This window comes from Dictyobacter kobayashii (assembly GCF_003967555.1).
GTDB classification, from domain to species: domain Bacteria; phylum Chloroflexota; class Ktedonobacteria; order Ktedonobacterales; family Ktedonobacteraceae; genus Dictyobacter; species Dictyobacter kobayashii.
Genome location: NZ_BIFS01000001.1, coordinates 4786848 through 4808310, shown reverse-complemented (window position 1 = coordinate 4808310; position 21463 = coordinate 4786848). Strand labels below are relative to the sequence as shown.

Genomic DNA, 21463 nt, shown 5'->3' with positions numbered 1-21463 from the left:
CAGGCTAAACCATTGGATTTTCATAGGCGGCAGCATACTGGCCGGTCGCAAAGTGCGCCAACTGGCGCTCAATATCGGATAACAGACCACTGGCACCAAAGCGGAACAGCGTGTTATTCAGCCACTCGTTGCCGAGCTCTTCTTTGATCAGGGCCAACCAGTCCAGCGAGGCTTTGGCGGTACGAATGCCACCGGCAGGTTTAAAACCAACCTTATAGCCGGTCTGCTCATGATAATCGCGAATGGCGCGCACCATCACCAGGCCAACAGGCAAGGTGGCATTGACCGGCTCCTTGCCGGTAGAAGTTTTAATGAAGTCGGCCCCGGCCATCATACAGACCAGGCTGGCCATACCAACATTGCGCAGCGTCGCCAGTTCATGGGTCGCCAGGATCGTTTTCAGGTGGGCTTCACCGCAGGCCTCACGATATGCCTTAACCTCGTCATACAGCGCCTGCCAGTCTCCGGTCAGCACATGGCGGCGCGAGATCACAATATCGATCTCTCTGGCTCCGGCTGCCACCGAGGCCGTGATCTCCTGCAACTTTTGCTCAAAGGCATTCAGACCAGCAGGAAAACCAGTAGAAACCGCAGCGACAGGGATATCAGTGCCACGCAGAGCATCAACAGCCGTCGACACAAATTGATGATAGACGCAGACAGCCCCTACATTCAAATGTTCAAAGCCCAGAGCACTCAAGAGCTCCTGCCGTACCGGCTGGCGCGCCTTCGCACAAAGACGCAGCACATTGCCAGGGGTATCATCTCCCGACAACGTCGTGAGATCCAGGCAGGTAATTGCCCGCAAAAGCCAGGCCGCCTGCCATTCTTTTTTTACAGTCCGGCGTGCTGGCAATGTGGTGGCCCGCCGTTCGATCGCACTGCGATTGATATGTACGCGACTGACCCACCCCATATCCAGGGACATGCCTGGATTACGTACCAGGGTTTCGGCCATAGCTGGCTGTGCGCCAGCTACTGACTCCGCACGCGCTTTAGTCGTGGTCATGGATTTTTCCTTTGACGGTTAAAATAAAAAGACGTTGACGGTAAAATGAAAGACATCATTTCTGATTACGCTAAGAGGTCGGGCTACTGGCAGGCATCGACCAGAGCGGCCCAGGATGCCGCATTGGTCGCCAGGGTACGCAAAATAGGTACTGTGTTGGATGTCTCACGTATACCTATCAATTTTTCTTCTTCATTGGTTACGCATTCACCGAGGGAGCGGCGCATATTGAAAAGCAGCCAGCCGAGCCAGCTACCCATATAGGCATGGAGCGCCGCCTGGCCGGAATCCTCTATCTCTCCGCCGGCGCTGCGATAGCCCTGCAGGACAGCAGAGAAACGTGCTTCGCCCGCTTGCCCCAGCAATAGCCCGCTCCACGTCAGGGCGGCCCCAACGAGTTCCATGGTTGGATTGATCAGGCCGGCCGCCTCCCAATCGATCAGCCAGGGCTGCGTTGGGGAGCTCCAGATGACATTGGAAGGGTCACAATGGGTATGGCTGATCACCATACGCTGGCTCAATACTTTCCCAGCCTCTTCATAGGCTCGCGTCCATTCGAGCAAGCGAGGCAGGAGTGAGCGCACAGGATTAGCCCAGGGAAGGTTCAAGTCAGAGGCCTGAAAGGTCAAAATATCCCAATCCTCATCCTCAAAATGGGTCCATTCTAACGGAGCCACCCCTGGTAGCTGCAGGTGCAGGGCATGCATGCGTGCCAGCAAGGCCCCTATCTGCGCGGCCTGCTCGTGCGTCACGGATTCCACCGGCAAAATTGTGCCATCAATCCATTTATATACAAGCAATGTCAGATCATCTAGCTCATAGATGACGTTCCCTGCACTATGCGCCAGCGCCGCAACGGCGGGAATGCCTTGCGCAGCCATAGCGCCCGCGATATTTTCAGATAAACGATAGGCCTGCAGAACACCTGGCTTTTGCAAAAGTGCCGAATTTAGTTGCTTCAGCGCAAACGTGCCACCGGTGGTCGTGAGCCGCCACACACGATGCAGCAGACCGCCGGAGGCCGCCTGTGGCTCCTCCAGTGGCTCGCCCAATCCCGCCATAGTGCATAGACGCATGACTTGCGTAGTATTCATTAACAAAAAACCTAATCTATACTGCTGCTTCTTTCAGCGCATCATATTATGCATGAGGTAACATACAAACACAACACAATTCTATCATAAGCGATCCATACTGTGGATAAGCTGGAAGATATTTCTAGAGTTTTGTTGTTTGCTTGTTTTTGGATATTAAAAAAACAGGAGGGAGAACACCTGGTGTCTCCCTCCTGTTGGCTCTTCCTTCCGAATCCTCTTCACTCACCAAAGATGAAGCACGAACGCAAGCAGATAAGCCCTGTAGCCTCACAACACATCTGGTACATTCACTATAAAAGGCGTCATGAGCGCGGTTCTATGTGAACGAAGAGGCCTCCTCTGGGGCGCAGAGTCACCAATTGCTCGGCGATGACCTGATTATCGGGCAAAGGGCATACGCGGTAGCGCCCGGCTATAGTGGCCAGGACGAGCGTGGCCTCCATCAGGGCGAAGGAGTTTCCGATACATTGGCGCGGCCCACCGCTGAAGGGGAAGTAGGCGAATTGTGGTCGGTCTGCCGAGCGTTCAGGAGTAAAGCGCTCTGGGTCAAACTGCTCGGGATGCTCCCAGTACGCAGGATGGCGATGTACAACATATGAGCTGGCAACCATGTTGGCTCTAGCGGGAATACGGTAACCACAGATCTCGTCGTCTGCGATACAGGTGCGGGGAACACCAGTCGTGGGAGGATAGAGACGCATGGTCTCGTCAATGATCATACGCGTGTAGGTCAGTTTCGGCAGGTCTTCAAAGGTAGGGGTACGCCCGCTGAGCGCACTCTCAATCTCTTCATGCATACGCTGCTCGGACTCGGGATGTTGTGAGAGCAGATACCAGGCCCAGGTAAGGGTAGTCGCGGTCGTCTCGTGTCCAGCCAGCAACATGGTCATGATCTCGTCGTGGAGCTGCTTATCGCTCATCCCCTCGCCAGTATCGCTATCACGCGCCTGGAGGAACATGGAGAGCAGGTCGCCCTTATCCTCGTCCGAATTTCGCCGCTCGGCGATCAGCTTATAGACAAAGCGATCCAGTTGTCCTCGTGCCTCCTGATACTCACGGTTGCGCCTGGTTGGCACAAAGAGTGGAGGCATAATATGAGAGAGGCTGTGCTGGAGGTAGCCAAGGGTGCTCCCAAAGGCAGCCCCAATCTGATCGGCATCCCGTGTGACATCGATGCTAAAAAGGGCCTCCGCGACAATCTGGAGGGTAATCCTCATCATCTCATGCAGAAGCTCAAAGCTTTCTTGCCTGTTTTCGTACTCCTGCCAACGCTGGACCGTCTGTTCTGCGGCACGGGTCATCATAGGTGCCAGGGCGGCGATGCGCTGGCGGTGGAAGGCGGGCTGAGCCAGGCGGCGCTGGCGTAGCCAGGACGGCCCATCAATGGTGAGCAGACCTTCATTTCCCAGCAGCGACTCAAAGGTTTTATGCGCAGTGGCCCGCGCATAGTTCTGGCTATTGCGGCGTAACATGTAGTCAATCCCATCAGGATCCGAGATCATGTAGACATAGATATTTCCCAGCGCGCGAAAACGCACAATGTCGCCATACTCGCGAAACATACGCATAAACAGGCTCAGACTATCTCTCTGTAGCTCGCGCATATACCCACCAAAAGCCCCATCCTGGGGACCCGGTGCCTCTTTCAAGCTCACACCCTTCGTTTGTGTCATTATATGTATCCCTTTCTTTCTTCCTACCCATTCCTGGAAGGCTTCTGTCTCTTGTTGGGGCCTGCCCTTTTCTCCTCATCCACAGCGTTTCTCTTCCGCGAGAACGTCTCAGCTCACGCGGGACCCTCCACCATTCTAGCAAGTAAGCTGAGACTTGAGACCCTCCAAAGGAAGGGTTTTCAGGGCTTGAGCAGATGGAGCCGTTGAGCCTGGTGTACGATCTGGAGCCTGGTATGGACGCCAAGCTTGAGAGCCAGGTTTTTCAGGTGCCACTTGACGGTATTCAGACCAATGAAGAGCTGTTGCGCAATCTGCTGATTGGTCAGACCCTGGGCCAGGAGGTGGAGCACCTCCTGTTCACGCGCAGTCAAGGCAAGATTCTCATTCAGCATTCGCTCAGGGCCACCGCCTCTCTCCAAAGAGGATACGATCTCAAGAAGGAAGTCCCGCCCCACGGACGAGAGGGAGGTCTGCTGCTCAGGGAAGTGAGACAGGCGTATCAGGATAGGTGCAAAGACGCGCCGCTCCTCTAGAAAGGGCGAGAGGTAACGCTGAGGAGCCGCCAACTCGATGGCTGCGTTTACTAGCTGCTGCACCTCGTGGTGCGCTCCCATTTTGCAGAAGAGAACGATCCGCGCAACCGTAATATCGATGCGGCTCTTGTGGCGCTGGGCCTCGTCGGCGGCAACCAGAAGGCGCCCATTGAGGTGCAGAGCCTCGGTAAATAGTTTGTTCTCACCCAATACCCTGCAAGACAAGAGAGCCAGGGGTTCGTCCAGGTAGGCGGCAGACTGTGTATACCTGGGGTCAGCATGTTCTGCCCAGGAGAGGGCCTGCGTAACTCGCCCTTGATCCAGCAAGAGACGGGCCTGGAGCCCCTGCCCATACAGTACGGCACGCGACACATGCGTCTGCCAGCCCAGTTGTTCCAGTTTCTCGGCCAGCTGCTGAGCCTGATCGATGTCTCCTTGTACACGCAAGAGGCGAGCCAAAAGAGCGTAAGCACGTATACGCAGATTGATATCGCTCCAATGCTCACTCAGCTCTACACCTCGTCGCAGCAGAGGCTCGGCCTTCTGAAGATGTCCCCACGCGTACTCAATCTCACCCAGGACAATATAGGCCATGGCGATAACTGGATCTGGCAAGGTCGTGCCATCCCTGACCTGGTCGATGATGTGTGTACAGAGAGTAGCAGCCTGCTGGAAAGCGCCCTGCTCCATCAGCATATAAGCGCGGAGGCTCTTGCCCATCACCTCAAGATAGAGATACTCGACCGCTCGCCCGGCATCCTGTGCCTGCACCAGCTCTTTCATCCCACCAGCCAGGTCGCCGCTGAGGATATATGCCGTGGCCTGGATACCAAAAAGAGTACTACGCAGATACTCATTCCCTGGAGGTAAGAGCGTCGCTACCTGGCGGCTCAAGCGTATGGTCGCCTCGACATCGCCCCGGTAGGCAGCCAGCGAGGCCCGCGTCATAGAGAGCTCGCAGCGCACCTGTTCTGGCGGGAGATCGATCTGCACAGCAGAGTCACCCTGGTCCAGCCAGGGAAGCAATTGCTGCTCCGCCCTGCGCAGATACCGCTCAGCCTCTTTCACATGGCCCGTTATCGCCATGCAGACAGCATAGTAGAGGAAGAGGCGTGGGCGTGCCCTCAGCACCTCTTCGGGCAGTTCTGAGAGAAAATGCTGAAGAGTCAGGAACTTGCCCTGCTTCATCAGTGGCTCACAGTTGCGCTCAAGCACCTCCCCCGCCCGCCCGAACTCCCGAGCTGTCAGGAGATGATTCATGCCCAGAGACAGGTTTCCCTGCTGCTCATACCACCCGGCGGCCTTGAGATGAATCTCACGTACCACTTCAGAAGCCGTCTGCTGTAAACGCGCGCGCAGAAAGTCGCCAAACACTTTATGGTAGCGATACCAGGTATGGCTCTCGTCCAGGGGCAGCAGGAAGCGATTGCTCTGCTCTAGCGAGAGCAAGATAGCCTCACTCTCCTGAATGTCCAGGACAGCATCGCATAAAGGAGCGGTAAAGTGCTCCAGTTGCGCGCTATGAAGGAGGAAACGCTGTACCAGGGCTGTTTGCTGAGAGAACAACTCCTCAAAGAGGCGCGTCCCTTTCTCACCACCTTTAGACTTCTCAGGTTTGGCAACAGGCTCAAGCGTCAAGCGCTCAGAGAGTTTGCGGGCAATATGATCTAACTGGGCATTCTGCAGGTCCTCCGAGCGCCCAAGATAGCGCTTGGCAAGCCTACCCTGCTGCTTACGATAGGCGTACCAGTAGTGCTGCCCTTGTCTGGCCTCGCGGCGGGCCGTAAAGGAGTGCGTGCCATCCAGATAGCGAAAGGTCGTCGCATCCCCCCCCAGCCAGCTCCACCACGGCTCGCTCTCCACCTCAATCGCCTGCTCGCCACAATACAACACCCCTCCACGCACATACGGAGTCCGAAAAGCCATAGACCCTCCTCAGTAAAAAGTTACCCATCTGATTATACCTCGCCTATGGGTAACTTTTGCAACCGCTCCTACTACCCCAACTATAGAGGGCTCCCGGTGCTATTCAGGGGGGTGGCAACTATGCTAAACTGCACCATACACAGAGCATCGATTAGTATCATCAGCTATGGAAAGGTCGTTGGAGTGAGCGAAATTCAAGCTTCCTTAGAGTGGGATTCGATCCTTAAAGCAGTTCTGGATGTGGATGTGCGGGCCGCGTTGCCGGGTCTGGACAAGACCGGTGTGGTCGCGTATACCGATGGAGCATGTATTAAAAATCCTGGTGGGCCGGCCGGTTGGAGCGCGCTGTTATGGGCCGCCACCGACGCGATCGATGGGCAGCTTCCTGTGCAAGCCCGGTGTGTAGAGTGCTATGGGCATATTCCCCGCTCCAAAACGACCACCAACAACCGGGCCGAAATATCGGCGGTCCTGGCCGTCCTCTCAATCGCTCCCCCGGTGCTCCCCCTGACCATCTATAGCGATAGCGAGTATACCATCAAGGTCGCCACCGGCGCCTATCAGATGAAGGCCAATCCCGATCTCTGGGAGATCTATCGCAAAATGCTAAGCTATCGCAAGACCCCACCTAAATATATCTGGGTGCGTGGGCACGCCGGGCATGAACATAATGAGCGCGCCGACTACCTGGCCGGGCTGGGAGCCTGGGATAGCAATGAAGAGGCATTCGAGCGCTGGCAACAATCACAGACCCCCGAGGCGCGCAGCGGCCTCTCTTCGGCGGAGATCAGCAAGATACGCAAACAGGTCCAGCAACTCCAATCCTATATCGACACCATCGACCCCAATAGCTCCCGGGTCAGCCTGCAGGAGCGCAAATTCATCGCCGATATGACCAAACGCCTGCGCAAAAATACCTTTGTACCATCCGAGAAACAGAGTAGCTGGCTCCAAAAACTGGTGGTCAAGTATCGCCTCTAAGTGAGGCTTAAAGGGATCAACACGGCTCTCCACCTACATCTATACAATTGAGAAAATAACATCACTACCGCTTCACAAAGTCCTGGCAGACTTTGTGAAGCGGTAGTGATGTTATAGGCCTATCTTGTGATCTATATGTGAGACAAAAAACTTATTATACAAATGTAAGAGATACAGAGAGAACAACAAAGGAGAGAGCCAGGAAGCACATTAGCAAAGAAAAATATTCATATCTATCCCTCTTTGCTAACCAACCCGGACATCTCCCGGTTCTACCAGATGCGCTCGATGATAGCGAGCAGGTATTGTAAAGCGCAATTATATATCAATATATGCGATAGCATCGAAAAGGAGTTTCGATCATGCGTCAGTTTCAATCAATTCAACCAAGCAAAGCCACCCAGATTGCAGAGCCTCCGATTGCTAAATTCTTGTTCGCCGATACGCGTATGGCCTGGCTGTGGCTTATCGTCCGCCTGTATGTAGGATATGAATGGATCACAGCCGGCTGGGAAAAGATGACCGGTCATTCAATAGCGATTGGCTCATTTGGCCAGTCTACTGGTAACCCGTGGGTGTTTAGTGGACACGACGGCGCGGCCATCAAAGGCTTCGTCGCAGGTGCGCTGACACAGGCAAGTGGTGCACATCCCGCCGTACAGAGCTGGTATGCCGCCTTCCTGCAAAATGTAGCACTACCGAATGCAGCCCTATTCGCCTACCTGGTCACCTTTGGTGAGATACTGGTCGGCCTGGGCTTAATCTTCGGTGCCCTGACAGGTATCGCCGCCTTCTTCGGTGTCTTTATGAACTTGAACTATATCCTGGCTGGTACCGTGAGCACAAATCCAATCCTTGGATTTCTGGCACTCTTCCTGATCCTGGCCTGGCGGATTGGTGGCTACTACGGCGTAGATCGCTGGCTACTGCCACTGCTCGGCACACCCTGGACTGGCTCATTAGCTAAAGAGGAAAAGCAAGTAGAAAAGAAGGTCCCCAACAAACCTTCGCTAGCGAGTTGACACACAAACAACCACAAAGCGCAGTAAGAAGCGGGCTGTCGAATTAGTTCGGCAGCCCGCTTACTGTTGTACTCCAGATGATAGAGAAAAATTAGTGCTCTTCTTGATGATCTTTGACCATTTCCAGTACCACGGCCAGCGCGATAATAAAAGGAGCGTCCACACCCTGAGCCACATCGACGGCATAACTTTCATGGAAGAGCGAAAGTTCACGACCCACCTGGCCCAGCAGGTTTCCGCCATTATCGCTGATCGTAAAATTCCAGCGCCAGACGCTACCATCGATATGAAAAACCATCCCATTCTCACCCTGGACCTTAAAGCGCTCACCGAAGAAATGGAACTGCTCATGCACATTGGCCCAATGCTGGCCATTACGATAAATGTCATAACTGGGTCGCAAAGAGATGAGCCGCTGCTTGATCTGAATCAACTCCTGGCCGGTATAGCGATCCCGCATAATCAGGTTATCGCCCACATGAAAAAACTTACCATGGATCTCAAAGACCGCATTGCCCGCATCATCGCGCACGGTAAAGGTATCAGTCAGACCCCAGGCATGTTCCCGCAAATGATAGCGCATTGGTTTGAACTCCTTTCAAAAAAAGCATGCCTGAAAAGCGCTTTCCCTGGATGGGATCGGCGAACATACTTCTCAGACATGCCAGTCCTACAAACAACCGATTGAATAGATTAGCTTATGGCAATACAAGGCGCTTCGCCTGGACCACATTGCGCTTGCTACGCTTACCCTCAACAATCACCACTTCTCCCTCGTTCAGGTCCTGCATAGCGGCCGCTAGCTTAGAGACACGATGTCCATGATGATCAAAGATCGCCGTCTTCTCATTAACTACGACAGCTCCTGGATCAGACTCACCGGAACTCTTCTGGATAGCGCCAGCGATCACATAGGTATTGCGCTGAGCAGCGTTAGGCGCTTTCCCGAAGATAGCCACTTTTCGTCCATTCGAGGCCAGCGAATCCATCACATCGGGCAATTCCTTGCTCAATTCTTTAACATGCTGCTGCTCTTTATCCGATTTATCCTCGTCAGAGTGCATCTCAGAATCTGCCAGCGTCTCTACCGCGGATGTATGCTTCTGGGAAACGGTCTCAACGGGATCATCTTCTTTACGTGTGCGATGGAAGAGGCCCTGTTTGAGCCGCTGAGCAGGAACAGGATCTTTCTCATGCTCGCCATGGCCATTCGCCTCTGCGTTAGAAGGATGATATGCATGCTCAAACAGCTCCTCGTCATACGTGCAGGGAATAGTGACGGGAAGAGCCTGAGGCAACGTATCGATCCTATATGTAATAAAGACGTTATCCAGAGCCTCTTTATCAAGGTGTTCCAACTTTTTATAGTCGCTGGCACTCAGATAATCTTTAAGTTTCACCGAACTACCATCTGCAGAGGTGCGCTGGCAGGAACTTTAATACGAATATGGGCGCCCTTGAAGTATTCGGCCGTCGCATTATCTGGCTTCTGGCGCAGGAGCAGCGAAGTAATTTGTTGCACTGTCGTCAAAGGATTGCCGGCGGTAATCACGCAGACATCGATGGCGCCATCATCCACATAAGCATTAGGCGTAATGCGCTCAACTTTAGCATAGCGCCGGGTATTACCGAGCACCACTTGCATCGCTTCACCCTTCCACAACGAATCACCAGCCTCGCCTGTCTGAATCTCAATGGGGAAAGGATGCTGTTCAGGCAATTCCTTGGCAGCGGACAGACCAACAGCAAATGGTCCGATCTGATACTTCAAGGGCTTAGAGACCCCATTCATGATCGCCGCATCCAGGCCGATACCAGCCATCAAAAGGAAGTGGTGGCGCACCTTATCGCTCTCCAACGAAGCTTTCTTGCCAGCTTTAGACGGAGTAACGGAAGGCTGATCTTCACCGGGGAAAGAGATAGACTGCACGGAGATACGGCCCACATCTACTTTGCGGGTCTCGCTATTAATAAGGGTCAATGCGGCCTTAACGGGGTCCGTAGGGATACCAATCTCGCCCGCCCATACATTGGCGGTGCCTCCAGGAATCAGCCCGACCGTTGGACGCTTGCCCTTCACGCTCATCACCCCATTGACCACCTGGTTAAGCGTACCATCACCACCATAAGCAATCACAAGATCCTTCTTATCATCCGCCGCCTCGCGCGCCAGTTCCATCACATGCTTACCATACTCTTTTAAAGCGATCTCTGTTTTGTAACCGCCGGCCGCTAATACCGCCAGAATATCTGGCAATTTGGCAGTATTCTCGCCCGCCCGGGGATTGATAAGAAAAGAAGCAGTTTTATTAGACATCGAATACCCCCTCGCAGAATAATTTAAAAAGTTATCTATTTCTCATAGAACACGAGGAAGGTAGTAGTTCAGTTTCAAAAGGAGGACCTGTTGGCTTGTTACGCGCGCCGCATGCGGCGCGCGTAACAAAAAGAGAAGTTATGGGGACGCCCCACCCCGGCCATGGGACTGGCGTCCCCCGGCACCCCCTCCCCAAAGCGGGAGGTGCAGGCTTATTTGACCAGGGTGCGGACAGCCTGGGCAATGTCGTGGGCACTGATACCGGCAGCTTCAAGCAGTTCAGCGGGTTTGCCAGAGCTAGGCATCGATTGAACGGCCAGTTTAACAACCTGGGGCATGGGCGCGTCAGCCTGCGAGAAAGCTTCCAGGACTGCCTCACCCAGACCACCTTCAGGCCAGTGATCTTCAACCGTGATGATCTTGCCACCAGCCTCTTCAGCTGCGGCCAGTAAGGTTTCATCATCGATTGGTTTGACTGAGTAAGCGTCAATGACGCGGATATTAATACCTTCGCTCTTAAGCTGATCGTATGCCTGCAGGGCTTCATGCAGTGTGATACCAGCCGCCACCACAGTCGCCTGATCCTTAGCGGATTGGCGTACCACCTTACTACCACCAATCGAGAAGGTCTCGTCCGGACCATAGATGACAGGTGTTTTTTCGCGCGTGGTGCGGATATAGGAAATGCCACCATGATTAGCCATGGCCGCCACCAGTTGGGCAGTCTGGTTCGCATCGGACGGATAGAGTACCGTACTGCCAAAGACGGCGCGCATCATAGCCAGGTCCTCTAAGGCCATCTGTGAAGGGCCATCCTCACCAATCGAGACACCAGCATGTGAGCCGGAGAGACGAATATTGGCCTGCGAAACGGCAGCCATACGAATGAAATCATAGGCACGGCTCAGGAAAGCCGCGAAGGTCGAGGCAAAAGGAATCTTACCACGAACCTGCGTACCTACCGCAAAGGCCACCATCTGCTGCTCGGCAATATATTGCTCAAAGTAGCGCTCTGGATATGCTTTGGCGAACTCGTTCGCGTAGGTAGAGTTGCTGACCTCACCATCCATGGCTACAACTTTTGGATTGGCCGCGCCCAGGGCAACCAGCGCATCACCATAGGCTTTACGTGTCGCCTCAGAGGAATTGAGATCATAGCGTGGTAGCTCAAGCGCTTTCTTAGGAGGCTCTGGCGCGAGTGTGCCGGCAGCTGGTTTCTGCACCGGATAGACCATGCTACGCGCAGCGGGCTTCAGCTCATCAATCGCCTGCTCAGCCTGCTCGGCGCTCAAGGCCTTACCATGCCAGCCTTCTTTGTCCTCAAGGAAGGAGACGCCCTTACCCTTAATGGTTTTAGCGATAATAAAGGTCGGGCGATCAGTGGTCTGAGCGGCCTCGCGATAAGCCTTATCGATCTCATCATAATTATGGCCATCAATGATGATAGCGTTCCAGCCAAAGCCACGAGCACGGGCCGCATAGGCCTCGGTATTCCAGCCCAGCTCGGTCTCGCCGCGCTGGCCCAGACGGTTGCAATCGAGGATCGCCACCAGATTATTCAATTTGTAATGCTCAGCCAGGTGGAAGGCCTCATAGTTCGAACCCTCGGCACTCTCACTATCACCCAGCAAGACCCAGACCTTATAAGGGAGCTTATCCAGGTACTTACCGACGGCGGCAATGCCGACACCGATAGGCAGACCCTGTCCCAGGGAGCCGGTTGCCACATCCACCCAGGGAAGTTCAGGGGTAGGATGGCCAGCCAGACGGCTACCAAACTTACGCAGTGTCAACAATTCCTCATCCTCGATAGCCCCACCTGCTTTAAACATCGAATAGAGCAATGGAGAGGCGTGGCCTTTAGAGAAAATGAGGTGATCATTATTTGGATTTTTGGGATCGTCGTAGTCGTAGTGTAGATGGCTCAACATCAAAACCGACATCAGGTCGGCCGCCGACATCGAAGAGGTAGGATGTCCAGAGCCTGCTGCGGTCGTACAACGAATACTATCAACGCGTAATTGTTGGGCAAGATTTGTCCATTGTTGTACCTGGGAAGTAGTTTCTGCGGTTGTCATAAGTACTCCTCACTATTACGAGTATCGTACGCTCTATATCTGAAGTTTCTCGCGTTTGCAGGTAGCTGGTAATGAACAGAAGAGACGTGGTGCTCTGTCCTCCTCTTGGGGAAAAGATAAAACAAACGCTCAAGCTGCCTATCCAGAAAATCGGAAATATCAACTACCCATTATTCCTGTATAGAGTTACAACAAGGCCGGAAGCATACGCTGAAACGGTCCTGTCAATTTTCTCACCACCATCTCTATTATAGCCCATGGTGTGCTATTAACAGCATTTGGGAATGTCGCTCAACAATTGTTGTGTCACAGTATAAAAGAGGCCAATCCGCCTCTCAGGCGGCTGCGCACAAAAGTGCTGAGTTGAATGTATATGGTATTGCTACTATTGCGACTCTCACAATGCAGTCACAACAATTTCTAACACGAATTGGCGCGGACCAATAGTTTCAGAATAGAGGGCTCACGAAGAGCGCGGAAGAGGGTAAAGGAGAAGGAATCTACAAAAAATATATGAGACATACACAAACTTATGCGAAGAAAGATGTATGTCTCATTATGATGCGTGAATAACCGGATTAGTGCTTGGACCTGGGTGCCATTGCCCAGAACAGAAGACCTGCCATGACAAAAAACAGCACCAGCATGAATCCCATTACGGGATCGACCACACCGGTCACTGGGAATTGGAAAATTGCGGCTAAGAGCAAATAGAGCAACCACAATCCGCCCAACACAGGGAAAACATATAACCAGTTAAAACGCGCACGGGGATTCGGTTCACGAACTACGACTTCATAGTCTGAATTAAGTGGCTCCATACGATACCTTTCCTTCAAGACCGCATGTAGCGTATAGCAATACGCCCTGATTGCAAGCGGTCGTGAGACACATCTCTTCTAGATAATAATCAGAAATATGCCGGGTCGAGCAAATCTTAGATGATATATATTCGGTAGGTCGTTTGACGACCTACCGAAATTCAAGTCATATTATAGTCGTTCGCTTCCAACAGCGCAACTTTCTCAGGCCTGAAAGGGAGATTTCGCATCTCTTCTTTTGCCGCCTGCGGCGGCAAAGAGGTGGAGAGAATTTGTGGGGACACCCCACACCCCGGCAGTGGGACTCTCGTCCCCTGCACCCCCTCCCTCGTTAGACAGGGGGGCAAAGCTCGCAACGTGGGACTCTCGTCCCCCTATCCCCATTCACTCAGATCAGGCCCGGTAGTTATACAAAAAAGACCCTAGCGGCCAAAGCTGCAGAGGTCCAGGTGGGTGGAGTCGCGGGTATCGGAACAGGCGGACGAGAGCATTTCTTCTAGGAATGAAATAGTGGGAAGGGCATGACGTTTGTTAAAGTGGCGGCGCAGTTCAAACGCACTTACCTGGTACATAGAGCCATCAGAGGCTGCAACGAGACGTCCTTCGGCAATTGCACTACAAACATCAGCAAGAGTCGGGATGTGGTCGGACATGAGTCTCCTCCCCTACAAATATACTGTGGCGTGTCATACAATCGACGCAACAACAGTTGAAAACAGAGGTACCAATTACTGACACGACTAAAAACACAAATTCGTTTCATAGTGTCATCCCAGGGATAATAGCCACTGATCTACCTTTATTAGCTTTTGCACCTCATAGCTGTGAAGCTTCTTATCCCTCTACCTGGTACATTCGTCTGGTTATTCAACCTCCTCTTGATTGGGATCATCCATTACCGCCTCATCATCCAACAAACCCTTCATAGGATCAATATACATCACATGCCGGATCAGGTCAATCTGTTTGATGACCTCTTTTATGGCAGGGATCAGAAATTGCTGTCCTTGCGTCCCCTTGATGACATAGACATCGTTGCCGCCGGTGGCCCAGATATCGACGATGGTGCCAACTTCTTGACCATTGAGGCGCACTACCTGCAAACCCAGAATATCATGCTGATAATAAGAATCGGGAGGAAGCTGGGCCAGCTCATCCAGAGGAATCACAATATCGCGGTTCCGCAATTTCTCGGCCGCGTTCGCATCATCGATGCCCTTAAATTTGAGCAGCAGCATCTCGCCCTTATAAGGGCGCACACTTTCGATTGGATAGCGTACTTGATCGGGTGCCAGGTAGATGGCCGTCAGTTTCACAAAACGGTTGGGCACATCACTAAGAGAAAAAACCTTAACCTCGCCCCGAATACCAAAAGGGGCCACTATTTTTCCGATAGTAGCCCATTCTGTCGTGTTTTTCATTAGCACATAGCTCTATTTCTGTCTGACCAGCCTGGGGAAAAGCTCCAGCACGCCACACCTGGGGTTAAGACAAGTATGGGCCGGGCAAATAGACTTATGCTGCCGCTGGCACACAATAGTTTATTGAATATCAAGTGAGGTATGACGACCTTCACGCGTCCCACCTGCGCGTAGCAGTGTGCGCATGGCCTTAGCAACACGCCCTTGACGGCCAATTACTTTACCAAAGTCATCAGCCCCCACATGCAATTCCAACACGAGCGCATTACGGTCATTGCGAACTTCACGCACCTGGACAGCCGAGGGATCGTCTACCAGTGACTGCGCTATGTACTCAATCAATTTCCGCATATAGTATCCTTACTTCAGATACGACATTGCCTGTGTAGAACTTTTCTACTCAGCAGCAGGAGCAGTTTTAGCTGCAGCTTTTTCCTGTGTGAAACGGTCCAGGATTCCAGCGCGCTTGAGGAGCAGAGTAACGGACTCTGTGGGTTGCGCACCGTTTCTCAACCAACCGAGAGCTTTTTCCTCGTTAATATTGATTGCGGAAGGCTCGACACGTGGGTTGTACCAACCGATATTTTCGATGATGCGGCCATCTCGAGGAGAACGTGCATCAGCGATCACAACACGATAGCTTGGGGCTTTCTTCATCCCCGTACGTTTTAAGCGAATTTTGACAGTCATGCTTTCTTAATTCCACCTCTGCCCCACACAAAGGGGGCTGTATTTTCAGCAGCGCCATGTTTTCACAGCACCTAATAGTGCCCCTAAATTACGGCTTGATTAGAATAGCACGGCGTAAGGGAATTGTCAATGTTAAAGAGGTTGGGCATGGGCCAACCTCTTTAACATTGACGCTTAGAATGTGTCTGATCTTTATGATCTCCGCGCTCTTCACGCCTGATTTTGAGCGCCAGCGCACGTCCACACAAGCGTGGAACGCTCCCCATGATAATGGGGGTAAGACACATTCCTAGAACTCTCTATTGCATGCGATGAATGTGAAGGTTATGATAGGGATTTTTCGCCGATATGGTGTAGATGGACGAAATTGGTGCGGGCACGGCTGGCAAGGGGCATGCCGCCCATGACAACGATGCTTTCGCCGGCCTGTATCTCGTGCTCATCACGCAGCTTTTGCTCCACTACCTCGATCAATTCTTCGGTTGAGCCTGTGAGTGGTACCATATGTGGCCAGACGCCCCACCAGAGGCAGAGACGATGGTAGACATGCTCGGACGGGGTATAAGCCATGATAGGGGTACGAGGGCGATCCTTAGAAATAAGCTGGGCCGATGTACCACTGCGCGTAAAGACGGCGATATATTTAACGCTGGCCTCTTCGGCCAGGGCTTTAGCGGCATGACAGACCGCGCGATCCTGGGTCAGCAGCGGCACATGGCGAGAATATTCCAGCAGTCCTTCGGCCTCAACCTGGCGCGCGATACGATCCATCATTTGCACCGCCTCAATGGGATAAGCCCCGGAAGCCGTCTCGGCGCTCAACATAACGGCGTCAGTGCCATCTAAAATAGCGTTGGCCACATCGCTAGCTTCAGCGCGCGTCGGCCTTGGATTGGTAATCATCGATTCAAGCATCTGGGTCGCGGTAATCACGGGCAGATCCAGATCATTACAGCGCGCAATGATACGCTTTTGGATCAACGGCACACTCTCAGGAGCCATCTCCACACCCAGGTCTCCACGAGCCACCATTACCCCATCAGTCACGCGCAGGATCTCATCCAGACGCTTCACTGCCTCCGGTTTCTCCAATTTCGCGATCAAAGGTACCGAGCCATAGGAATAATCGCGTCCCAGTTCAGATTGAATCAGCTCAATCTCCCGCCGTGCCGCCAGAATATCCTCTGGCTTACGCACAAAGCTCAGCGCCACAAAATCAACGCCATGCTGCAAGCCAAACCTCAAATCATCTAAATCCTTGGGCGTCAACGAAGGAGCACTGACCGCGACCCCGGGCAGATTGATCCCTTTATGTTCTTTGAGTGGGCCACCATGCACCACCACACAACGTACATCGTCCTCATCGACGCTCAGCACCCGCAACTCCAGCAGGCCATCATCCAATAAAATACGGTCGCCAACCTTCACATCCTGGGGAGCTGTTGATAGGTAGTAGAAATACATTCAGCCGTCCCCAGCACATCGCGGGTCGTAATAGTAACCTGGGCACCATCGACCAGCCGCACCGGCTTACCATCCTGTAACAGACCCGTACGAATCTTGGGACCCTGTAAATCTTGCAGGATCGCCACAGGGATATTCAGCCTGGCGGAAATAGTTCGAATATGTTCGATAACCTGGGCATGTCCTTCCTGAGTTCCATGGGAAAAATTCAGCCGCGCAACATTCATACCGGCCAGCAAGAGCTTTTCAATCTGCTCTTTTGTATTGGTAGCTGGCCCAATCGTACAGACAATCTTTGTGCGTCGCATATCTCTATTATTCCTCATATAAAAATCGTGCCCAAGAAAGGTCATATGGCACTCCCTGCCCCTTTTCAACTGAGCGTGAAGCCATGGGAAAGCCAGAAAAAGAAAGCTCTCCCAGGCAATTGTAGCATTGAAAAAATCATCCTGGCAAGCATAAATCAAGACCAGGCGACCATATAGCCACCGCTGAATGCTGAGCTACCGCTGTTTCCTACCCTACCCTGAAGTGGATATGCTATACTTTGAGAAGAATACCCCTAAAGATCGCGGCGGATAACAGAGTAGTTAGCCGCCGCATGTCATTGCAATGTGGCAGGCATAGAGGAATATCATGGTGATAAACACGTTGGTATTCAAAACAGATAGAGAGATGGAGTAATAAAAGCAATGACCATTCAGGAAAGAAAGGCGATTCCAATACCCCAGGTAGAGGCAAGAAAACCTGTTCCCCGGCAAAATTTGCGCGTTCCAGGTCCCACTCCTGTCCCTCCGGAAGTATTGGAAGCCCAAGCCGCCCCAATGATCAACCATCGTGGACCTGAGTTCTCAGCAATCATGAAGAGAGTCACACCACGACTACAATACTTCTTCCAAACAGCATCCCCTGTACTCACATATCCCGCCGCCGGCACAGGTGGTCAGGAATGCGCCGTCGTCAACGTATTCTCTCCCGGTGACCATGTCGTATCTATCATCATTGGCAACTTTGGTAAGCGCCTGGCCCAGATCGCTGAAGCCTACGGTTTAAATGTCTCACGCATCGAATTCCCCTGGGGTGAGGCCGCCGATCCAGCCATCATTGAAACACGCTTAAAAGAGCTGGCTCCTTACAAAGGTGTCCTGATCACGCACAACGAGACCTCCACCGGAATAACCAACGACGTCCAGGCCCTGGCCGCGCTTGTGCGCCGCCTCAGTCCTGATGCCCTGGTCGTAGTGGATGCCGTCAGTTCGCTGAGCAGCGTTCCCCTGGAGATGGACCCCTGGGATCTGGATGTAGTATTTACCGGCTCGCAAAAGGGCTGGATGATCCCTCCAGGTATTATGATGATCGCGGCCAGTGAACGCGCCTGGCAGGCCCATAAGAACGCAAAGCTACCCCGCTTCTACTGGGATTGGACCTCGACGCGCAAGCACCTGGAGACCAGCTGGCAGCATCCCACCACACCACCGGTATCGCTTTTCTATGCCCTGGATGTCGCGCTAGAAATGATGCTGGCAGAAGGTCGCGAGGCCATCTTCGCACGCCACGTCAAGGCCGGTGATTATGTACGTGGTCGCGTACAAGCCATGGGACTCAAGCTCCTGGCCACCGATCTACGCTACGCATCCAATACCGTCACAGCCATCCAGGCGCCCGAGGGTATTGAAACCAAGGCGCTCCTCAAAAAATTACACGATGAGGACCAGATTGTGCTGGCCGATGGTCAGGATCATATGAAGGGCAAAATGTTCCGCATTGGTCACCTCGGATATTTCACTGAGGCCGATCTGCAGCAGGCCCTGGATGCGGTTGAACGGCATCTGAAAGAGCTGGGATACCAGGCATAGGCCCGGCAATAAGCAAGAGGAGAAAACAGCCATGGCAGAAGAGGTCGCACATCCCGAGGTACCGGCAGATACCATTAAAGTTCTGATCACTGACCGCATCGCACGCGAAGGCGTCAACTTCCTGCGCGAACATTTGCCAGACGCCCAGATTGATGAGCGCCCCGGACTCACTCCGGAACAATTGAAGGCGATCATTGGCGAGTATAGCGCGCTGGTCGTACGCAGCGAAACGCAGGTCACCAGCGATATCCTGAGCGCAGCCACAAAGTTAAAGATCGTGGGCCGCGCAGGCGTCGGCGTCGATAATATCGATACGGCCGCCGCCACCCGGCAAGGCATTATTGTGGTCAACTCGCCGACAGGCAACATTATCGCTGCCGCCGAGCACACCATCGCCATGCTGATGGCGCTGGCCAGGCACGTGCCAGCCGCCGACGCCAGCATGAAAGCCAATAAATGGGAAAAGAGCCGCTTCCTGGGCATCGAGGTACGCAACAAAACACTGGGCGTCATCGGACTGGGAAAAGTGGGCATGGCGGTCGCCAGGCGAGCCCAGGGACTCGAAATGCAGATCATCGCCTTTGATCCTTTCGTCTCTCCCGAACAGGCACGCAAATCCAATGTTACGATGATGAGTCTGGAAGAAGTGTTACAGCAGGCAGACTTTGTTACCCTGCACACGTCCCTGACCAGTGGGCCCAATGGCACGCGCGGCCTGATCGGTGAGCATGAGCTACAATTGATGAAACCCGGCGCACGCCTGATCAATTGTGCGCGTGGTGGCTTAATCGACGAGGAAGCCCTGCTCAAAGCACTGGATGAGAAACATATCGCAGGCGCCGCGCTGGACGTCTTCAGTCAGGAACCGGTGCGCGACAACGCCCTCCTACAGCGCTTGATCTCACATGATCATATCATTGCCACCCCTCACCTGGGAGCCTCAACCGAAGAGGCGCAGGTCGGAGTAGCAACCGATGTGGCCGAGCAGATCGTCTCCGTCGTGCGCGGCGGCTTCCCAAGGGCAGCGGTCAACGCGCCCCTGATCTTGCCCGAAACACTGAAGATCCTGCAGCCCTACATGACCCTGATTGAAAAGTTAGGGCGCCTGTATACCCAGCTACAGCCGGAACCATTGCGCAAAATTGAGCTCACATACAGCGGTGAGATCGCCAGCTATGACCTGCGTCCGCTGCAGGCAGCCCTGGTCAAAGGATTGCTGGAATCGGTTTCAGAAGCCCATGTAAACATGATCAATGCGCAGGTACTGGCCAAAGAATGGGGCATCGAGATTGTCGAGCAAAAGACCACCACGCCAAGCGAGTTCGCCAACCAGGTGACGCTACGCGTGATCAGCGATGGTGCTAGCAGCGAGAGCAACAAAGACAATTTCGTCAACGTGCTCAGTGGAACCGTTATGCATGACGAACCACGTATCGTACAGGTTGGCCCCTACTGGACTGAATTTGTGCCTGAAGGCCCAATCCTCTTCTGCCGCAATATTGACCAGCCAGGCATGATCGGCCTGGTCGGTACTGTACTGGGCAAAGCTGGCGTCAATATTCGCCATATGGATGTCGGCCCCAGCGTACGCAAGGCACGTTCCTACGATGCCAATCGCCCCACAGACTCAGCCCTGATGGTAATCCTGGTCGATAACCCCATTCCAGAATGGGCCCTCGACGAAATCAATCAGGCTGGCAATATCTTTGGCGTCAAGATGGTTACTTTGTAAGACCGCACAAAAAGACAAAAAAAACGCTCATCTTCAATGACCCGTGAAGATGAGCGTTGCGGTGGCAAAGCGGGCAAGGATTAGTATGCTACTCGCTTTACCCTGCTAAGCCGCGCGATAGCGACGGCGGCGAGAGCCGAAGCCTGCAGTCACTAAGTGCCAGAGACCAATCAAGATGATCGCGCCGATCAAGCCACGAAGGATAGGGACTCCGAAGAGATAGAAATCTCCGATGCCGGTAATGTTGATAACTTTGGTCATTAACCAGACGCCGATAACACCAGCAATGATAGCGCCAATGATGCCGAATGGTACGCGCCAGCCTACGATCATTTCCGCAATAACGCCTACGATAGCAGCAATGACGATATACATGATAACGTCCAAACCAAAGGACCAGACATTATGACCGATTGCGATTGTTACTCCATCTGCCAGAACTTGCATAGCAATCTCCTTTACGCCTTTTCTCTCTTTGTAGCTTGCAAAGAATGATGTGGATCTGGATATAAAATTCCGTTGGATAGATAAAGGTAGAGCAGCTTAATCACGCTATAAACAAATATGCTCTTCTCTATCTATACGTACTAACCCTACCATAAAGTTTCGAAAAGTGGAGTTAAAAAATAAAAGATGGGCGCAGCAGCGCCCGAGCTTGTTATTTATGTGTTGCCAGCAGTGCGCCGGGCGCACTGCTGGCAACACATAAATAACCCTTTTGAGCGCCGAAGGCGCGAAAAGATAGGGATGAGGTTACTTTTGGGGGAGGACGCTGTACAATGTACAACATAGAGTATACGGCTTACGTAGCTTTGTAAGGATGGTTTTATTTCTTAACTGTGA

At 53.0% G+C, this 21463-nt stretch carries 18 protein-coding genes and 1 pseudogene; 4 read left to right on the top strand and 15 right to left on the bottom strand.

Going from position 1 to position 21463, the window contains the following annotated elements:
• Positions 1-4: 4 nt before the first annotated feature.
• The 4 genes from deoC to EL645_RS21025 all read right to left on the bottom strand — a co-directional run bounded on the left by deoC (position 5) and on the right by EL645_RS21025 (position 6238).
• On the bottom strand, positions 5-958 hold the full coding sequence (gene deoC / locus EL645_RS21040) for a deoxyribose-phosphate aldolase (RefSeq protein ID WP_371865748.1): 954 nt from the start codon (positions 956-958) through the stop codon (positions 5-7).
• Between the two features lie 134 nt (positions 959-1092).
• Complete coding sequence (locus EL645_RS21035; RefSeq protein ID WP_126552324.1) at positions 1093-2103, bottom strand: phosphotransferase enzyme family protein; 1011 nt, start codon at positions 2101-2103, stop codon at positions 1093-1095.
• 305 nt (positions 2104-2408) lie between these two features.
• Positions 2409-3779 (bottom strand): cytochrome P450, encoded by a 1371-nt coding sequence (locus EL645_RS21030; RefSeq protein WP_126552323.1) that lies wholly within the window; start codon positions 3777-3779, stop codon positions 2409-2411.
• Between the two features lie 179 nt (positions 3780-3958).
• Positions 3959-6238 (bottom strand): winged helix-turn-helix domain-containing protein, encoded by a 2280-nt coding sequence (locus tag EL645_RS21025; RefSeq protein WP_126552322.1) that lies wholly within the window; start codon positions 6236-6238, stop codon positions 3959-3961.
• Between the two features lie 183 nt (positions 6239-6421).
• Here EL645_RS21025 and EL645_RS21020 point away from each other — a divergent pair, with 183 nt between their 5' ends.
• On the top strand, positions 6422-7219 hold the full coding sequence (locus EL645_RS21020; protein WP_161977548.1) for a ribonuclease HI: 798 nt from the start codon (positions 6422-6424) through the stop codon (positions 7217-7219).
• 362 nt (positions 7220-7581) lie between these two features.
• Complete coding sequence (locus EL645_RS21015; protein WP_126552320.1) at positions 7582-8241, top strand: DoxX family protein; 660 nt, start codon at positions 7582-7584, stop codon at positions 8239-8241.
• A gap of 91 nt (positions 8242-8332) precedes the next feature.
• Here the strand turns inward: EL645_RS21015 and EL645_RS21010 are convergent, their stop codons facing one another.
• The 10 genes and pseudogenes from EL645_RS21010 to pyk all read right to left on the bottom strand — a co-directional run bounded on the left by EL645_RS21010 (position 8333) and on the right by pyk (position 17340).
• The gene (locus EL645_RS21010; RefSeq protein ID WP_126552319.1) at positions 8333-8824 is read right to left on the bottom strand and encodes an LURP-one-related/scramblase family protein; all 492 of its coding nucleotides are present in this window, start codon (positions 8822-8824) and stop codon (positions 8333-8335) included.
• A 115-nt stretch (positions 8825-8939) separates the two neighbouring features.
• Positions 8940-9641 (bottom strand): hypothetical protein, encoded by a 702-nt coding sequence (locus EL645_RS21005; RefSeq protein WP_126552318.1) that lies wholly within the window; start codon positions 9639-9641, stop codon positions 8940-8942.
• A complete protein-coding gene (locus EL645_RS21000) occupies positions 9638-10558 on the bottom strand; it encodes a diacylglycerol/lipid kinase family protein (protein ID WP_126552317.1) in 921 nt (306 codons plus the stop codon). Before EL645_RS21000 ends, EL645_RS21005 begins: the two co-directional genes overlap by 4 nt.
• A 212-nt stretch (positions 10559-10770) precedes the next feature.
• Complete coding sequence (locus EL645_RS20995) at positions 10771-12636, bottom strand: transketolase (protein WP_126552316.1); 1866 nt, start codon at positions 12634-12636, stop codon at positions 10771-10773.
• Between the two features lie 578 nt (positions 12637-13214).
• Complete coding sequence (locus EL645_RS20990) at positions 13215-13457, bottom strand: hypothetical protein (protein ID WP_126552315.1); 243 nt, start codon at positions 13455-13457, stop codon at positions 13215-13217.
• A 422-nt stretch (positions 13458-13879) separates the two neighbouring features.
• Positions 13880-14110: a hypothetical protein gene (locus EL645_RS20985; protein WP_126552314.1), complete on the bottom strand. Its 231-nt coding sequence runs from the start codon at positions 14108-14110 to the stop codon at positions 13880-13882.
• A gap of 210 nt (positions 14111-14320) precedes the next feature.
• Positions 14321-14878 carry a ribosome maturation factor RimM gene (rimM, locus tag EL645_RS20980; protein ID WP_126552313.1) on the bottom strand — a complete coding sequence of 186 codons (558 nt, stop codon included), beginning with the start codon at positions 14876-14878 and terminating at the stop codon, positions 14321-14323.
• 120 nt (positions 14879-14998) lie between these two features.
• A complete protein-coding gene (locus tag EL645_RS20975; protein WP_126552312.1) occupies positions 14999-15229 on the bottom strand; it encodes a KH domain-containing protein in 231 nt (76 codons plus the stop codon).
• 45 nt (positions 15230-15274) lie between these two features.
• Positions 15275-15568 carry a 30S ribosomal protein S16 gene (gene rpsP, locus EL645_RS20970; RefSeq protein ID WP_126552311.1) on the bottom strand — a complete coding sequence of 98 codons (294 nt, stop codon included), beginning with the start codon at positions 15566-15568 and terminating at the stop codon, positions 15275-15277.
• Positions 15569-15892: 324 nt separating this feature from the next.
• Positions 15893-17340: pseudogene (pyk, locus tag EL645_RS20965) on the bottom strand (pyruvate kinase).
• Positions 17341-17724: 384 nt separating this feature from the next.
• On the opposite strand from pyk, the gene EL645_RS20960 reads away from it, so the two are divergent.
• Complete coding sequence (locus EL645_RS20960) at positions 17725-18888, top strand: pyridoxal-phosphate-dependent aminotransferase family protein (RefSeq protein WP_126552310.1); 1164 nt, start codon at positions 17725-17727, stop codon at positions 18886-18888.
• A 31-nt stretch (positions 18889-18919) separates the two neighbouring features.
• Complete coding sequence (gene serA, locus EL645_RS20955; protein ID WP_126552309.1) at positions 18920-20620, top strand: phosphoglycerate dehydrogenase; 1701 nt, start codon at positions 18920-18922, stop codon at positions 20618-20620.
• A 105-nt stretch (positions 20621-20725) separates the two neighbouring features.
• Here serA and EL645_RS20950 read toward each other — a convergent pair whose 3' ends face one another.
• Entirely contained in the window at positions 20726-21067 is a 342-nt protein-coding gene (locus tag EL645_RS20950) for a GlsB/YeaQ/YmgE family stress response membrane protein (protein ID WP_126552308.1), read from the bottom strand.
• Between the last annotated feature and the right edge of the window lie 396 nt (positions 21068-21463).

Coding starts and splice junctions, on each gene's coding strand:
- deoC (WP_371865748.1), bottom strand. CDS start 958: ATGGCCGAAACCCTGGTACGTAATCCAGGCATGTCCCTGGATATGGGG.
- EL645_RS21035 (WP_126552324.1), bottom strand. CDS start 2,103: ATGAATACTACGCAAGTCATGCGTCTATGCACTATGGCGGGATTGGGC.
- EL645_RS21030 (WP_126552323.1), bottom strand. CDS start 3,779: ATGACACAAACGAAGGGTGTGAGCTTGAAAGAGGCACCGGGTCCCCAG.
- EL645_RS21025 (WP_126552322.1), bottom strand. CDS start 6,238: ATGGCTTTTCGGACTCCGTATGTGCGTGGAGGGGTGTTGTATTGTGGC.
- EL645_RS21015 (WP_126552320.1), top strand. CDS start 7,582: ATGCGTCAGTTTCAATCAATTCAACCAAGCAAAGCCACCCAGATTGCA.
- EL645_RS21010 (WP_126552319.1), bottom strand. CDS start 8,824: ATGCGCTATCATTTGCGGGAACATGCCTGGGGTCTGACTGATACCTTT.
- EL645_RS21000 (WP_126552317.1), bottom strand. CDS start 10,558: ATGTCTAATAAAACTGCTTCTTTTCTTATCAATCCCCGGGCGGGCGAG.
- EL645_RS20995 (WP_126552316.1), bottom strand. CDS start 12,636: ATGACAACCGCAGAAACTACTTCCCAGGTACAACAATGGACAAATCTT.
- EL645_RS20990 (WP_126552315.1), bottom strand. CDS start 13,457: ATGGAGCCACTTAATTCAGACTATGAAGTCGTAGTTCGTGAACCGAAT.
- EL645_RS20985 (WP_126552314.1), bottom strand. CDS start 14,110: ATGTCCGACCACATCCCGACTCTTGCTGATGTTTGTAGTGCAATTGCC.
- rimM (WP_126552313.1), bottom strand. CDS start 14,878: ATGAAAAACACGACAGAATGGGCTACTATCGGAAAAATAGTGGCCCCT.
- EL645_RS20975 (WP_126552312.1), bottom strand. CDS start 15,229: ATGCGGAAATTGATTGAGTACATAGCGCAGTCACTGGTAGACGATCCC.
- rpsP (WP_126552311.1), bottom strand. CDS start 15,568: ATGACTGTCAAAATTCGCTTAAAACGTACGGGGATGAAGAAAGCCCCA.
- EL645_RS20960 (WP_126552310.1), top strand. CDS start 17,725: ATGACCATTCAGGAAAGAAAGGCGATTCCAATACCCCAGGTAGAGGCA.
- serA (WP_126552309.1), top strand. CDS start 18,920: ATGGCAGAAGAGGTCGCACATCCCGAGGTACCGGCAGATACCATTAAA.
- EL645_RS20950 (WP_126552308.1), bottom strand. CDS start 21,067: ATGCAAGTTCTGGCAGATGGAGTAACAATCGCAATCGGTCATAATGTC.